Source organism: Robertkochia aurantiaca (assembly GCF_020166495.1).
Lineage (GTDB): Bacteria > Bacteroidota > Bacteroidia > Flavobacteriales > Flavobacteriaceae > Robertkochia > Robertkochia aurantiaca.
This window is the reverse complement of sequence record NZ_JAINZS010000007.1, coordinates 33,472-48,986: the sequence shown is the minus strand read 5'-3', so window position 1 is coordinate 48,986 and position 15,515 is coordinate 33,472. Positions and strand designations below refer to the sequence as shown.

14 protein-coding genes are annotated in these 15,515 nt (G+C 40.7%); 13 read left to right on the top strand and 1 reads right to left on the bottom strand.

Going from position 1 to position 15,515, the window contains the following annotated elements; all coding sequences use genetic code 11:
- Positions 1-7 precede the first annotated feature (7 nt).
- The 7 genes from cysN to rfbC all read left to right on the top strand — a co-directional run bounded on the left by cysN (position 8) and on the right by rfbC (position 8,684).
- Positions 8-1,279 (top strand): sulfate adenylyltransferase subunit CysN, encoded by a 1,272-nt coding sequence (gene cysN / locus K7R10_RS13845; protein ID WP_370631321.1) that lies wholly within the window; start codon positions 8-10, stop codon positions 1,277-1,279.
- 1,104 nt (positions 1,280-2,383) lie between these two features.
- Entirely contained in the window at positions 2,384-4,072 is a 1,689-nt protein-coding gene (locus K7R10_RS13840) for a DUF6909 family protein (RefSeq protein ID WP_224485325.1), read from the top strand.
- Positions 4,073-4,079: 7 nt separating this feature from the next.
- A complete protein-coding gene (locus tag K7R10_RS13835) occupies positions 4,080-5,147 on the top strand; it encodes a hypothetical protein (RefSeq protein WP_224485324.1) in 1,068 nt (355 codons plus the stop codon).
- A gap of 454 nt (positions 5,148-5,601) precedes the next feature.
- On the top strand, positions 5,602-6,645 hold the full coding sequence (gene rfbB, locus K7R10_RS13830; RefSeq protein ID WP_224485323.1) for a dTDP-glucose 4,6-dehydratase: 1,044 nt from the start codon (positions 5,602-5,604) through the stop codon (positions 6,643-6,645).
- 149 nt (positions 6,646-6,794) lie between these two features.
- The gene (locus K7R10_RS13825) at positions 6,795-7,136 is read left to right on the top strand and encodes a four helix bundle protein (RefSeq protein WP_370631320.1); all 342 of its coding nucleotides are present in this window, start codon (positions 6,795-6,797) and stop codon (positions 7,134-7,136) included.
- A gap of 55 nt (positions 7,137-7,191) precedes the next feature.
- Positions 7,192-8,052, top strand: a complete 861-nt coding sequence (gene rfbA / locus K7R10_RS13820) for a glucose-1-phosphate thymidylyltransferase RfbA (protein WP_224485321.1) — start codon at positions 7,192-7,194, stop codon at positions 8,050-8,052.
- A gap of 83 nt (positions 8,053-8,135) precedes the next feature.
- Positions 8,136-8,684, top strand: a complete 549-nt coding sequence (gene rfbC, locus K7R10_RS13815) for a dTDP-4-dehydrorhamnose 3,5-epimerase (protein ID WP_224485320.1) — start codon at positions 8,136-8,138, stop codon at positions 8,682-8,684.
- Between the two features lie 128 nt (positions 8,685-8,812).
- Here the strand turns inward: rfbC and K7R10_RS13810 are convergent, their stop codons facing one another.
- Positions 8,813-9,154: a four helix bundle protein gene (locus tag K7R10_RS13810; protein ID WP_224485319.1), complete on the bottom strand. Its 342-nt coding sequence runs from the start codon at positions 9,152-9,154 to the stop codon at positions 8,813-8,815.
- A gap of 129 nt (positions 9,155-9,283) precedes the next feature.
- On the opposite strand from K7R10_RS13810, the gene rfbD reads away from it, so the two are divergent.
- From rfbD to K7R10_RS13780, 6 genes are all read left to right on the top strand, one after another.
- Positions 9,284-10,090 carry a dTDP-4-dehydrorhamnose reductase gene (gene rfbD, locus K7R10_RS13805; protein WP_224485318.1) on the top strand — a complete coding sequence of 269 codons (807 nt, stop codon included), beginning with the start codon at positions 9,284-9,286 and terminating at the stop codon, positions 10,088-10,090.
- Between the two features lie 541 nt (positions 10,091-10,631).
- Positions 10,632-11,621: a mannose-1-phosphate guanylyltransferase gene (locus tag K7R10_RS13800; protein WP_224485317.1), complete on the top strand. Its 990-nt coding sequence runs from the start codon at positions 10,632-10,634 to the stop codon at positions 11,619-11,621.
- Positions 11,618-12,895 carry a nucleotide sugar dehydrogenase gene (locus tag K7R10_RS13795; RefSeq protein WP_224485316.1) on the top strand — a complete coding sequence of 426 codons (1,278 nt, stop codon included), beginning with the start codon at positions 11,618-11,620 and terminating at the stop codon, positions 12,893-12,895. Before K7R10_RS13800 ends, K7R10_RS13795 begins: the two co-directional genes overlap by 4 nt.
- 2 nt (positions 12,896-12,897) lie before the next feature.
- Positions 12,898-13,473: an acyltransferase gene (locus K7R10_RS13790; RefSeq protein WP_224485315.1), complete on the top strand. Its 576-nt coding sequence runs from the start codon at positions 12,898-12,900 to the stop codon at positions 13,471-13,473.
- The gene (locus K7R10_RS13785) at positions 13,470-14,567 is read left to right on the top strand and encodes a DegT/DnrJ/EryC1/StrS family aminotransferase (protein WP_224485314.1); all 1,098 of its coding nucleotides are present in this window, start codon (positions 13,470-13,472) and stop codon (positions 14,565-14,567) included. The genes K7R10_RS13790 and K7R10_RS13785 overlap by 4 nt, the downstream gene beginning before the upstream one ends.
- Positions 14,564-15,508: a Gfo/Idh/MocA family protein gene (locus K7R10_RS13780; RefSeq protein ID WP_224485313.1), complete on the top strand. Its 945-nt coding sequence runs from the start codon at positions 14,564-14,566 to the stop codon at positions 15,506-15,508. Before K7R10_RS13785 ends, K7R10_RS13780 begins: the two co-directional genes overlap by 4 nt.
- The last annotated feature ends 7 nt before the right edge of the window (positions 15,509-15,515 follow it).

The following is a 15,515-nucleotide window of genomic DNA, read 5'->3' as shown; positions in this document are numbered from 1 at the left end:
ATTGAAAATTAAGAAGACCATAATGGAAATCGATAAAAACCAATTACTCCGTTTTACAACTGCTGGGAGTGTAGATGATGGAAAGAGCACTTTAATAGGAAGATTGCTTTTTGATTCAAAGTCAATTTTTGAGGATCAGATCAGTGCTGTAGAGACCACCAGTAAGAAGAAAGGGCATGAAGGTGTAGATCTGGCCTTATTTACAGACGGGTTAAGAGATGAAAGAGAACAGGGAATCACCATCGATGTTGCTTACCGATATTTTACTACTCCTAAGCGTAAGTTTATCATCGCAGACACTCCTGGTCATATTCAGTATACGAGAAATATGGTTACCGGAGCTTCTACAGCGAATGCAGCGATTATTTTGGTCGATGCCCGTCACGGGGTGATCGAACAAACCAAAAGGCATGCCTTTATTGCTTCCTTGCTACAGATACCCCACATTATAGTGTGTGTGAATAAGATGGACCTTGTGGATTTTGACGAAAAGGCCTATAACAACGTCATATCTCAATTTGAGGAGTTTTCTTCAAAATTATTAGTTCGGGATGTGCGTTTTATTCCGATAAGTGCATTGCTGGGTGATAATGTAGTGAACCGTTCGGAAGACATGGACTGGTATCAGGGAGCACCATTGTTGCATACCTTAGAAACCTTGCATATAAGCAGCGATGTCAATAAAGTGGACGCACGTTTTCCTGTGCAAACAGTAATAAGGCCTCAAAGGGAAGGTTATATTGATTACCGGGGCTACGCGGGTAGAATTGCCAGTGGTATATTCCGACCCGGAGATGAGGTTACAGTAATGCCGTCTGGTTTTACTTCAAAGATCAGTTCGATAGATACATTTGATGGACCTGTGCAAGAGGCTTTCGTTCCTATGTCTGTGACGATGACATTAGAAGACGATATCGATATTAGCAGGGGCGATATGATCGTTCGTTCTAATAATAAGGCAGAGGCTTCTCAGGACGTGGAGGTGATGTTATGCTGGTTGAACGACAAGCCCGCCAAGCCCAGAGCAAAATATGCCATTCGCCACACAACCAACGAGCAATTGGCCATGATCAAAGAGGTGATCTACAAGATCGACATAAATACCCTCGAGCGTAAAAGCGATGATACAGAACTGAACATGAATGATATCTGCAAGGTGAAGATCAGAACCACCAAGCCCTTAATGATTGATCCGTATCGCGAGAACAGGAATACCGGTAGTATCATATTAATAGATGAATCAACAAACGAAACAGTAGCCGCCGGAATGGTGGTTTAATTCTATTATCAATAATAAGAGATAGGCAGGCTTTAAAGCCTGCCTTTTTTGTTTTGAGATTTTACTATTCAAATTGCTGGGCGACTAAATTTTTAACCTCCACTAATATAAAATTCGTCTTCGCGAGGAAGCCATAAAGGCTGACGAAGCGATTTTTATAAAAACAGCTCAAATACATTATTAATAGGTATTTTGTTTAATATCACTTTATATTTTATCAAGTGTCTGAGTGTTCATTATTTCAATTATGATCGATTAAATAATACATTTAATGATAAATAGTTACAACATCTTATATCTAATAAGAACGATTCACTCAGAAAGATGTTATCTCATAATTTATCATACCATCACTGCATCACTGCATCACTGTATAACCTTAAAATTGTAATTAGTTATTGGAACTTAAAAATTGCCGTTCACTGATAGCCGATAGCTGGAAATTAGTTATTAGGGATTAGGGATTTGTGATTGGTTTTCATTCCATTATTATTTCTCATAACCCATAACCCATAACCCATAACCCATAACCCATAACAGGATAACCAGATAACTATTAGCCATTGAGCAGTTAATTGGTAACTAGCTAATGGATTTTACAAATTACCGTTCACTGATAGCCGATAGCTGATAGCTGGAAATTAGTTACTAGGGATTTGGGATTTGTGATTGGTTTTCATTCCATTTTTATTTCTCATAACCCATAACCCATAACCCATAACCCATAACCCTTAACCCTTAACCCTTAGCCCTTAGCCCTTAGCCTTTAACCCATAACCGTTAGCAAGAAATTAGTTATTGGAACTTACAAGTTACCGTTCACTGATAGCCGATAGCTGGAAATTTGTTATTAGGGATTTGTGATTGGTTATTGGTTTTCATTCTTTCCCTTAACCCTTAACCCTTAACCCTTAACCCTTAACCCTTAACCCTTAACCCTTAACCCTTAACCCTTAACCCTTAACCCTTAACCCTTAGCCTTCTTCTAACTTTTCACTTCTAGCATCTAACTTTTAATTCACCCAACTCACTCAATTCACCAAATTCACCTCAAAAAGCTGAAAATTTTCGTCAGAACTCGTATTTTTGCCCGAATTACTATCAATGAGCAAAGTACGAACCAGAACCAGAGCACAGGAATCAACCGCCGCCATTGAACGGATGTATATCACCATGAGGCATCTTTTCAACCGGGGCTTCTACAAACCCATGGGGGTTTCAGGCGAAACCTTGCGCAATGCCCTATTGCAACTGCGCCCTGAAATATATGGTTCCGTGGCTGAGGAAAAGGCAGAATTACACGGACTGGTATACATACTGGACCGGCTTCCTGTAGGGATAGAGCAATGCCGATATATCAACCTTACTTCAGACGAGGGATATAAGAACTCCAGTTTTGAAGTGATTATTCCTCCGAAAAGAAGGAGGAATTGCTACCGTATTGATGACGAGCAGATGAATATTGAGATCACCCGGGGGCGGTCAGACATTTACGATATTCTGACCCACCTGACCTTTATGTTCATCGAATCGAATAAGATCGCAAGACGGGTCTTCATAGAGGAAACCGGTGGCGTGATCAGGGACTGGGAAAAACTGGAGGAAGCGGTTCAGCAAAAGAAACTCTCGCAAAAGGACCGGGAGATCGCCTTAAGTCATACTGCAGGCATCCTGGGCAGAACCTTTGAAGAGGTTCGGGCTGCCCATAAGGTGTTTGCCACCAAGGAAGATCCGGAACGATTTTTATCGATCGTATACTGGCTGGGAAAGATCGGGATGGAAGAACTGGCCGATGGCAATAAACGAACCATTACCTTCAGCCCGGTGCTACGGGAACGCCTGGGGCACCATATTCATGGGGAGTTCTGGGCCCAGCATATCAAGAAGACATTAAAAAGCAATGGCTTGCTGGGCCGTCCGCTGCATATTATCAGTGCCAACATGCACAGCGTAATGAATAGTATTTATGCTAAAGGTGCCCTTGGGAAGACAAGCAGAATCAAAGATGATATGGAAGTCTTTGAAAAACTGAGTCAACCCGAAAACGAGTCCCTGCGTGAAAAGGTGAAAACTTTTGCCGAAAAAAATGGTATGATCAGCATTCCTGATCATTCCGGGACCAATATCGATGTCCAGCTCTTTGATACAGCCAGGATCGACTTTGAGAGCCTGGGGTGGGATACAAGCCTTACTGATGTTGACTCCGGAAACATGCCGGTATTGTTCGTAATGGACTACGCATTCGGGGAACAGGCTTATGAAACCATAGATGAGCTGTTAAAGCCCTATACAGAGAAGAAGGAGGGAAAGACTTATATGAATATTGCCTCTGTGTCTATTATGGGCAAGGCGGGGATACTCGAAGGAGCTAAAGGCGACCTGATGATACCCAATGCCCATATCTTTGAAGGAACTGCAGATAATTATCCGTTTGACAACGAGCTTTGTAAGGAAGATTTTGAAGGTAACGGACTGGAAGTCTTTGAGGGGACCATGATCACCGTGCTGGGAACCTCCCTTCAGAATAAGGATATCCTGAAATTTTTCCATGACAGCTCCTGGAATGTGATCGGACTGGAGATGGAAGGAGCGCACTATCAGAAGGCGGTGCAATCGGCTTCCCGTATCAGGAACAGCATCTCCAAAGATGTAAAAGTGCGTTATGCATACTACGCTTCCGATAACCCGCTGGAAACAGGAAGTACGCTGGCCAGTGGCGGACTCGGCATTACCGGGGTAAAACCTACCTATTTAATCACTAAAAAGATCCTTGAACAAATATTAATTACTTAGTACAAACATGAGCGAAAACCTACAACCTCAAAGACCACAGCAAAATTCTGAGGAGATCGACCTGGGACAATTATTTAAAATGATCGGTGACGGATTTAAAAAGTTATTCCGTTTCATAGGAAGTATTTTTCAGAAGTTATTCGAACTGCTTCTATTGTTCCTGTTATTTATCCAGAAACACTTCATAAAGTTTGTGATAGCGGGTGTGATCGGTGTGGTTATCGGTTTCTCACTGGATTATTACACCAATGAAAAGTACATTTCCTCAATGGTGGTGGAGCCAAATTTCAACAGTGCCCAGCAGCTCTACAACAATGTGAATTTTTATAACGAACTGGCTCAGGCTAAAGATTCCATCTCGCTGGCTGAGGCGCTTGATATTTCTGTGAGCGATGCGGCCACCCTTAGGGAATTTAATATCGAGTCTTATGCCGATGAGAATCAAAAAGTCAAACTATTTGATGAGTTTATACGAAATCTCGATACCACTACACAAAAAACCATCGATATGGAGCGCTTTATGGAGAACTTCAATTCTTTTGATGCCCGGTTCCATAACATCTCTGTGATCGCGGTCGATCCCTTTGTGGCGAAAAAGACGCAGCCGGCGATCCTGAACGGCATTTCCCGAAATGATTATTTTAAGCTTCAGAAGAACATTTCTCAACTGAACATCGACCTGCAGGACAGCATCATTCAAAAACAGCTGACCGAAATCGACTCTTTACAGCGGCTTTATAAAAGGGTTATGGAAAAAGAGGCCGAGAAACCACTACAGGGAACCAATATCAGCCTCGGTGAGAATGGGAATCGTGAGAACAGGGAGCTGGCACTTATCAGGCAGATCAATGAATTAAAGGAAGGGGTGGTAGAGCTGAACGAACAGCGTGCCAATAAATCCAGCATAGTGAATATCATTTCTGACTTTCCACGAAGAGGGGTTGAAATGAAAGGGTTTAAGAACAGTTATAAGCTGCTGGTTCCATCAGCACTGATCCTGCTGACCCTGATCACCCTTATGCTTTTAGAACTGAACCGCTTTTTGATCGATTATAAAAGAAAACGAAACCTATAGATTATAAATAGTCTGCAAACAATAGCCTCGCCAACCGCGGGGCTTTTTTTTGGATGTTATCCTGTTACCGAGTTATCCTGTTATCGGGTTGGGAAATGTCTGTCCTGACTTTTCACTTCTAGCTTCTAGCTTCTAACTTCTCACACTTAACTCACCATAAGACTGTTACATTGTTAACCAGTTATCGGGTTATCATGGACCTATCTGTTTAGACTTTTAACTTCTAGCCTCTAACTTCTAACCTTACCTAACCCATATCGTGATTGGTTAATTGGTGATTAGTTATTTGCATATTGTTTTGGTGAAATCCAATTTTAGCCCTTAACCCTTAACCCTTAACCCTTAACCCTTAACCCTTAACCCTTAGCCCTCTTCTAACTTTTCACTTCTAACCTCTAACCTCTAACCTCTAACCTTAACCCACCCAATTCACATTTTAACTATCTTCGTTACCATGAAGAACATTCTCATTACGGGAGGGGCAGGCTTTATTGGCTCACATGTGGTCAGACGCCTGGTAACGCGTTATCCCGAATACCATATCATTAACCTGGATCTCTTGACCTATGCGGGAAACCTCGAGAATCTCAGAGATATTGAAGGAGCGAATAATTATACATTTATCAAGGGAGATATCGCTGATAAAGAAATGGTGAATAAGCTTTTCCATCTGTACGACATCAACACGGTTATACATCTGGCTGCCGAATCGCATGTCGATCGATCGATCGATGATCCTCTGGCTTTTGCGCGCACCAATATTATGGGCACCCTGAACTTACTGGAAGTAGCCAGGGATTTTTGGAAGGGAAGAACAGATGTGCTTTTTTATCATATCAGCACCGATGAGGTCTATGGCTCCCTTGGATCTGAAGGATTTTTTACAGAAAAGTCTCCGTATCAGCCAAACTCCCCTTATTCTGCTTCAAAGGCCGGATCAGACCATTTCGTAAGGGCATACGGGGAAACCTATGGTTTGCCTTATATCACTTCCAATTGTTCAAATAATTATGGCCCCAACCAGTTTCCGGAAAAGCTGATACCCCTGATGATCAATAATATCATCAGCAACAAGCCCCTGCCTGTCTACGGTGACGGGAATTATACCCGTGATTGGTTGTACGTCATTGATCATGCTGAAGCCATTGACCTGATACTCCACAAGGCAGAAACAGGAGAAACCTATAACATAGGCGGCTTTAATGAATGGAAGAATATCGATCTTGTCCGTTTGTTGTGCACCTTGATAGATCAGAGGCTAAACCGGGCCCAAGGCAGTTCTGAAAAACTCATCACCTTTGTAAAAGATCGTCCGGGTCACGATAAGCGCTACGCCATCGATGCTTCAAAAATCCACAAAGACCTCGGCTGGAAACCTGGCGTCACCTTTCAGCAAGGTCTTGCGCTAACCATCGACTGGTATTTGTCAAATAAAGAATGGCTGGAGCATGTTACCAGCGGGGAGTACAGGGAATATTATGAGAAGCGTTATGAATGATAGCGAATTGGATCGAATTAAGACGAATAAGTACGAATGACACGAATTATTACGAATAGCACATTGCCTTAATGTAGATTAAATTCTACACATTGTTATGTTGTTATCCTGTTATGAGTTATCTTGTTTGGGATTAATCTAATTTTATGATAAAATCTCATAAGGATCTGAGGGTGTGGAATGAATCGATAGATCTGGTTGAAAAGGTCTATGCACTGACTAAGGAATTTCCTAAAGAAGAATTGTATGGATTGACCTCAAAACTGAGACGAGGAGCGATCTCGGTTCCTTCCAATATTGCCGAAGGTTGTGGCAGAAAAGGCAATAAGGAACTATCCAGATTTTTATATTTGGCTTTAGGCTCACTTTCAGAGGTGGAAACACAATTTGAAATCTCTGTCAGACTTAAATACCTTAGCAGAGGGCATGCACCATTTGACAAGATCATTTATATCCGTCGAATGATCATAAAATTGATAAGCTCATTATAAAGTCTTATTTTCCCAATGGATAACATCATAACTCGATAACAAGATAACCACCAAAATGAAAGGCATCATCCTCGCCGGAGGTACCGGCTCCCGATTACATCCCTTGACCCTGGCAGTTAGTAAGCAACTCATGCCGGTCTATGATAAGCCCATGATCTATTACCCGTTATCAACCTTGATGTATGCCGGAATACGGGAGATCCTGATCATTACTACCCCCTCTGATAAGGAATTGTTCAGAGAATTACTGGGTGATGGTTCCCAACTTGGGTGCAGTTTCGAGTATGCCGTACAGGAAGAACCACGCGGGCTGGCAGATGCTTTTCGGGTTGGAAGAGAGTTTATTGGGAATGAAAAGGTAGCCCTGATTCTGGGGGACAATATCTTTTACGGTTCGGGCCTGGCCGATCTGCTGCAAAGCAACAATGATCCCGATGGAGGGGTGGTCTATGCCTATCACGTGAACGATCCTCAGCGATATGGAGTGGTCGAATTTGATGATAAGGGCAGGGCGATTTCCATTGCAGAAAAGCCGGAATACCCAAGATCGAACTTTGCTGTACCGGGAATATATTTTTACGATAATGATGTGGTGGAGATTGCAAAAAATATAAAACCGAGTTCGCGTGGAGAGCTTGAGATCACCGATGTCAATAAATATTATCTGGACCAGGGAAACTTAAAGGTGAGTATTATGGACCGGGGAACCGCCTGGCTGGACACCGGGACGTTCAGGTCACTCATGCAGGCCTCTCAGTTCGTACAGGTGATCGAAGACCGGCAGGGCCTTAAAGTGGGATGTATCGAAGAAGCAGCCTGGCGCATGGGGTATATCGATAACGACCAGTTGCGTAAACTAGCAAAGCCGCTGATGAAGAGCGGGTATGGGGAGTATCTTTTAAGGTTAATTAAGTGAAAAGGTTAAAAGTGAAAAGTTAAAAGAAGTTTATTTCGATATTTTTGTGACTTTTAACCTCTAACATTTAACGTCTAACCTGCATGAAAATAATTCCCACACCCTTATCAGACTGCTTCCTCCTCCAACCTGACATCTACCGAGACAACCGGGGCTATTTCCTGGAGTCCTTCAATAAGAAGCGTTTTCAGTCTGTAACAGGATTGGAAACCGAGTTTGTTCAAGACAACCTGTCCGTATCAAAAAAGGGAGTTTTAAGAGGGTTGCACTTTCAAAAGGGAGTACATGCCCAGGCGAAACTGGTGCATGTGCTGAAGGGAAGGGTACAGGATGTAGTCGTAGACCTGAGGGCGGATTCACCTACCTATAAAAAGGCGCATTCACTGATCCTCGATGCCCAAAGCGGAGTTCAGTTGTTTGTTCCAAGGGGATTCGCCCATGGATTCCTGGCGTTAACAGACGAGGTTATTTTTTCTTATAAGTGTGATGCCTATTATGCCCCTGAAGCAGAAGCAGGCATTATCTATGATGACCCGGAGCTCGCTATCGAATGGGAGCTTCCCAAAGACGAATTGATCTTATCTGAGAAGGATCTGTTGTTACCGCGTATGAGTGAAGTTTTGGGAAGTTGAAAGTTGGATGTAATAAGCTAGAAGCTAAATGTTAGAAGCTAAATGTTAAAAGGTAGAGGTCAGAGGCTAGAGGTTAGAGGTTAAAAGGTTGAAGCTGATAGTACTTTACGCAGGTACTTATTTTAATTTTATATGCTCTTAATTAGATTTATAAGCATCGCTTTTATATGATTAACAAGAGATTGGAGGCCGTTATCAGCAGGTGTGAAATTGAGTTCTTGTGCTATGTGTATCTGAGTGTCTAATTCAGATAAGGAACCCAAAGAGATATAAAGGAATTGTCTTAGCTCTTTTCTGGATTTTCTGGCGCTTCCTTCCGCTATGTTCGATGGAACAGAAATGGCACATCGTTTCATTTGGGAAGCCAGGCCATATTTCTCTGTCTCAGGAAAACTTTCAGTTATTTTATAAATGATCTTAACCAATTCAATAGATCGTTTATAAACCCTTAAATCTTTATGTGAATCCATATTTCCATGTTTCACACAAAGATATAGAAAATATACTACAAAATTACTCGTTTATACTTTTCACTTCTAGCATCTAACTTTTAACCTCTAACATATCCTATATTTGCATAATCCAAACCCTAAAATCCATTGACTCACAATAACACCCATATCCCCACTATCCTTGTCACCGGCTCCGCCTCTCAGCTGGCCCTGACCCTTCGTAAATATCACGAAGAGAACTCAGATCTGGAATGGGTGTTCTGCAGCAAAGAAGAATTGGATATTACAAACCGGGATGAAGTGGAAAAGGTTTTTGAGAGATATAAACCGGATTATTGCATCAATTGCGCAGCCTATACTGCGGTAGACAAGGCTGAAGAAGAACGGGAAAAGGCATTTACAATAAATGCTGAAGCCGTAAAAAACCTGGCAGAAGCGTGTAAGACTAATGGTACCATTCTTATTCATATATCCACTGACTACGTATTCGACGGGATGAAGAGAGAGCCTTATAAGGTAACCGATCAACCTAATCCCTTGAATGTATATGGTCAATCCAAACTTAAAGGGGAGCAATATGTGCAGGCCATTATGGAGCATTATTTTATCGTTCGGGTTTCCTGGTTATACAGTAAGGAGTTTGGGAAAAACTTCTATCGAACTATTGTAGAAAAGGCTCGGAAAGGTGAAGCTTTAAGTGTGGTTGACGATCAGACCGGTCGCCCTACAAACACAAAAGCCTTGTCAGATTACTTAGTTAAACTTATTAGACATACTCCCCAGGATTTTGGTATAAAGCATTTCAGTGACGGAGGTCCCATGAGTTGGTTTGAATTCGCTCAATCGACCCTTGAGGAAAACGGTTTACATACCACCATCATCCCGATTAAAACCACCGACCTGGATCTGAAAGCAGAACGGCCTCGATATTCAGTTCTTGATGTAACCTCATAATCAACCACGTTAGTCCTTTAATTTTCAAAGGCATGAATATTTTTTTCATTTTACGTCTAACGTCTAACGTCTAACGTCTAACGTCTAACGTCTAACGTCTAACGTCTAACGTCTAACGTCTAACGTCTAACGTCTCCCGACTCCCGACTCACGAATCTCCAATCACCCAATTCACCCAACTCACCTAATTAACCAACACCAACTTTTAACCTCTAGCATTTAACTTCTAAATCAGTATGTTATCTAGTTAACTTGTTAAGGGTTATCCGGTATTTAAGTTGCTCATTTCCCTTCTTACGAATAACAAATCACAGATCCTCAACACCAACTTTTAACCTCTAGCTTGCAACCTTTAACTTAAAACATTATCAGTTATCCAGAGTTTACATTTCATCACTCCCGACTCCCGACTCACGATTCACGAAAACAATCCCCAACTTCTAACTTAACACCCGTAAACATTAACATAGAAAATATTTGTCAACCTCAAGTCTTATCGTATTTTTGCCGCTTAAGAATCTTTAACCTACGATAATACAGCATGCCAAGAATCATAAATACCATATTAAGTGGGGGATTTGGTACCAGGCTATGGCCTTTGTCAACTCCTGAGAACCCAAAACAATTCCTGAAGATTTTTGATAATCGATCTTTGTTCCAGCACACAGTGAAAAGAAATGAGGACCTGGTGGATGCGCTGATGATCCTTACAAATGAGAAGCATTACGAAATAGCAAAGGAGCAGATTCAGGAGTTAGATCGTTCCTTTGATCATGTCGTCTTAGAGCCTGTACCCAGGAACACGGCTCCGGCGATTGCACTGGCAGCTTTTTCGGTGGATCCAGAGGATATTTTGTTTGTGACACCAAGTGATCACATGATCGGAGAAGGGTTAGCATATACTCAAGTGGTGAATCGCGCAATCGAACTGGCAAAAGACAATTTCCTGGTAACATTCTCTATCAAACCGGAACATCCGGAAACGGGTTTTGGTTATATCGAATTCGTTGGTGATAGGGTAATAAGCTTCCGAGAAAAACCGGATGAAAAAACAGCCAAACAGTTCTTGGAGAAGGGTAATTTCTATTGGAACAGTGGCATGTTCTGTTTTAAGGCGGGATTGTTTTTGTCAGAGCTTCAAAAACACAGTCCTGATATTTTTGAAAAGACGCAAAGGGCTTTCCAAGGTGGAGTAACAGCAGATCTGATGAGAGAAATTCCGGAAGATAGTGTCGATTACGCAGTTTTTGAAAAATCTGCAATAATAAAGACTGTAGCTGCTGATTTTGAATGGAATGATTTAGGAAGTTTCGATGCATTTTTTAAATACTTCAATTCTTTCGGAGACAACGAGAGCGTTAAGCCCTTAAAAGGGCTTGAAGTACGAAACGTGGATTGTTATGGTGATATGGAATTTCTAGGAGTTGGAATAGAAAATTTAAACGTTGTTCAGGTAGATAATAAAATTTTAATTCTGCCTAAAGGGGAGTCACAATTGGTTAAAAAGTTGTTTAAAAAATACGACAAATGAGAAATAGAAGTTTGAAAGATTCAAAAATTGCAATTGTCGGTCTGGGCTATGTAGGACTGCCTCTCGCCGTTGAATTTGCAAAAAACAACTTTCAGGTATTAGGGTTTGATATAGATCAAAATAGGATTAAGGACCTAAACAATGGTAGGGATATAACCGATGAAGTTGAAGAAATAGATTTAAAAAACCTTAAGAACATCTCATATTCTAATGATGAAAGCACGCTAAGGGAATGTACGGTATTTATTATTACAGTTCCAACTCCAATAGATCGATTTAAACAACCAGATCTTAAACCTTTGCTTTCCGCAAGTCGAACAGTTGGAAGGTATCTTAAAAAGAATGATGTTGTGATTTATGAGTCAACGGTTTATCCTGGTTGTACTGAGGAGGATTGTGTTCCTGTTTTGGAAGAAGTTAGCGGCCTAAAATTTAACGAAGATTTTTTCTGCGGTTATTCACCGGAAAGAATAAATCCTGGAGATAAGGTGAATCGGGTACATAACATTGTTAAAGTAACGTCTGGAAGTACCCCAGAAACTGCAGAGCTCGTTAATGAGTTATATAGTTCGATTGTCAAGGCGGGCACTCATAAGGCTTCTTCTATAAAGATTGCGGAAGCGTCTAAGATTATTGAAAACACTCAGAGAGATTTAAACATTTCTTTAGTTAATGAATTAGCCCTTATTTTTGATAAATTAAGAATTGATACTGTGGAGGTTCTTGAGGCAGCTGGAACAAAATGGAATTTTTTACCCTTTAGACCTGGACTGGTTGGAGGGCATTGTATCGGTGTCGATCCCTACTACCTTACCCACAAAGCGGAAAGTGTGGGATATCATCCTCAAGTCATATTGTCGGGAAGAAGGATCAATGATAATATGGGTATTTTTGTAGCTAATAATGTCATAAAATTAATGGTCAAACATGAATTAAAAGTTAAGAGGTCTCGAGTATTGGTTTTAGGAATAACTTTTAAGGAGAACTGTCCAGACATTAGAAATTCTCGTGTTATAGATATGATTCAGGAGCTGGAAGGATTTGGTGTTACAGTGGATGTGTATGATAAACATGCCTCTCCTGTCGAGGTAAAAAGAGAGTACGGAATTGAACTTCTTAAAAACTTGAATCAAACATATGACGCAATTGTTATGGCAGTTGGTCATGAAGAATTTCGGGAATTAAATATCGAGGATTTAAAAAGAAATCCTACATCTGTTGTTTATGATATTAAGAGCTTTTTTCCTAAGGATAAAGTAACTGCAAGACTTTAATTATGTTAAAATTTTTTTCTCATGAAAGTAGCTATATTGATGATGGCTGCGTAATTGGTGAAGGGACGAAAATCTGGCATTTTTCCCATGTTATGTCTGACTCAAGGATTGGAGAAAATTGTAACATTGGCCAAAATGTTGTGATATCGCCAAAGGTGATATTAGGCAGTAATGTTAAGATTCAAAATAACGTTTCAGTGTATTCCGGTGTAATTTGCGAGGATGATGTTTTTTTAGGTCCATCAATGGTGTTCACCAACATTCTTAATCCTAGAAGTGCGGTAGTGAGGAAGGGTAGTTATGTTCAGACTTTAGTCAAGAAGGGGGCTTCAATTGGAGCTAATGCCACGGTTGTGTGCGGGAATACTATCGGAGAGTATGCACTCATAGGTGCTGGAGCTGTTGTCACAAAGGACGTTTTACCGTATGCATTATTGGTAGGAAATCCCGCAAAACAGATAGGTTGGGTGAGTGAATATGGTCATAGGCTCGATTTTAATGAACATAAGGTTGGGATATGTCCTGAGAGTGGACAAGAATACCAATTGGAGAACAATAACTTAAAAAGAATTAAATGAAAATAGACTTTGCCAGTCTTGATAAGTCCTATTTGGAAAATAAGGTCGAAATAGATAATATTACAACCGACATATTTTCAAATGCCCAATTTATTCTCGGTGAACAAACTTCTCAACTCGAGGAGAGTTTGAAGAATTACGTCGGTTCGGAATATGCTTTGGGGTGTGCTTCCGGAACAGACGCGTTAATTCTTGCCTTAATGGCTTTGAATATTGGCGCAGACGATGAGGTCATAACCACGCCCTTTACCTTTATAGCTACTGCTGAGGCCATTGCATTTTTAGGAGCAAAACCTGTTTTTGTTGATATCGACCCCCGAACATATAATATTGATCCGAATAAAATTGAGAAATCTATAACTTCTCGAACCAAGGCTATTATACCTGTATCCTTGTACGGTCAAATAAGTGATATGGATGCAATCAACAAGATTGCAAAGGACAATGGTTTATTTGTGATAGAGGACGCTGCACAGAGCTTTGGAGCCACCTATAGGGGTAGGAGAAGTTGCGGATTGTCAACAATTGCCTGTACGAGCTTTTTTCCCGCTAAACCTTTGGGCTGTTTTGGCGATGGCGGGGCGGTTTTTACTTCAGATAGACTCCTCTATGAAAAAATGCATGCACTTAGAGTACATGGGCAAACTAAACGGTATATCCATAAATATATTGGTATCGGTGGGCGTCTAGACAATCTTCAGGCAGGAATTCTCAATATAAAGTTGAAGAACTATGAGAAAGACATTGAAAGGAGACAAAAAGTTGCGAATTGGTACTCTAATGAATTGGCAGATATCGTTACTACACCTTACTTGCAAGAATTCAACACCTCGGTTTACGCTCAATATACAATAGAAGTAGATAACAGAGAAGAGTTGCAGGATTTTCTAGCTCAAAATGGTATCCCAACTGCAGTCCATTATCCGATCCCGCTGCATCTGCAGGAGTGCTTTCAGTATCTGAGTTACGAAAAAGGAGATTTCTTAGTTTCAGAACAAAAATCCAAAACGGTACTAAGCTTACCTATGAACCCATATCTTTTTGAAGAGGAGGTTCAATATATCTGTGATATAATAAAAAAATTTATACAATGAAGAATTTTGCATTAGTAGGTGCTGCAGGGTACATAGCCCCTAGGCATATGAAAGCTATAAAAGATACGGGGAATAACTTGCTTGCTGCAGTTGACAAAACTGACAGCGTAGGGATTATAGACTCCTATTTCCCAAATGCCGATTTCTTTGTTGAATTTGAGAGATTTGACAGGCATATTGAAAAATTGAAATATGATTCTAACGTCTTTCTAGACTATGTTAGCATTTGTTCTCCTAACTATCTACATGATGCCCACATTAGGTTCGCACTAAGGAGCGGTGCTGATGCTATCTGTGAAAAACCCTTAGTATTGAATCCTTGGAATATAGATAAGTTGCAAAAGGTTGAAGAGAAAACAGGTAAAAAGGTATATAATATCCTTCAGTTGAGAGTGCATCCAAGCATTATTGAATTAAAGCGGAAGGTCGATAATTCTCCAAAAGGCACCAAATTTGAGGTGGATCTTACATACCTAACTTCAAGAGGGCATTGGTATCAAACTTCATGGAAGGGAGATTTAGAAAAATCTGGCGGGATTGCTACAAATATTGGAGTACATTTCTACGATATGTTAGGTTGGATTTTTGGAGATGTTCAGGAAAATATAGTCCATGTTCATGAAAAGGATCGCGCGGCTGGATACCTTGAATTTGAAAATGCCCGTGTAAGATGGTTTTTATCAATTAATTCAAAATACTTGCCGCCGGAAGCACAAGAACAAGGCAAAACCACATTCAGATCTATTATCATAAACGGAGAGGAGCTTGAATTTAGCGGAGGATTTACCGATTTGCACTCCATGGTATATAGGGACATAATCGATGGCCGCGGTTATGGATTGGAAGCTGCTAGAAGGGCTATTGAAATAGTTCATGAAATTCGAAATTCTAAGCCAATCGGTCTTAAAGGGGACTATCATTCATCTTTATTCTTCAATTAAGTGAAAA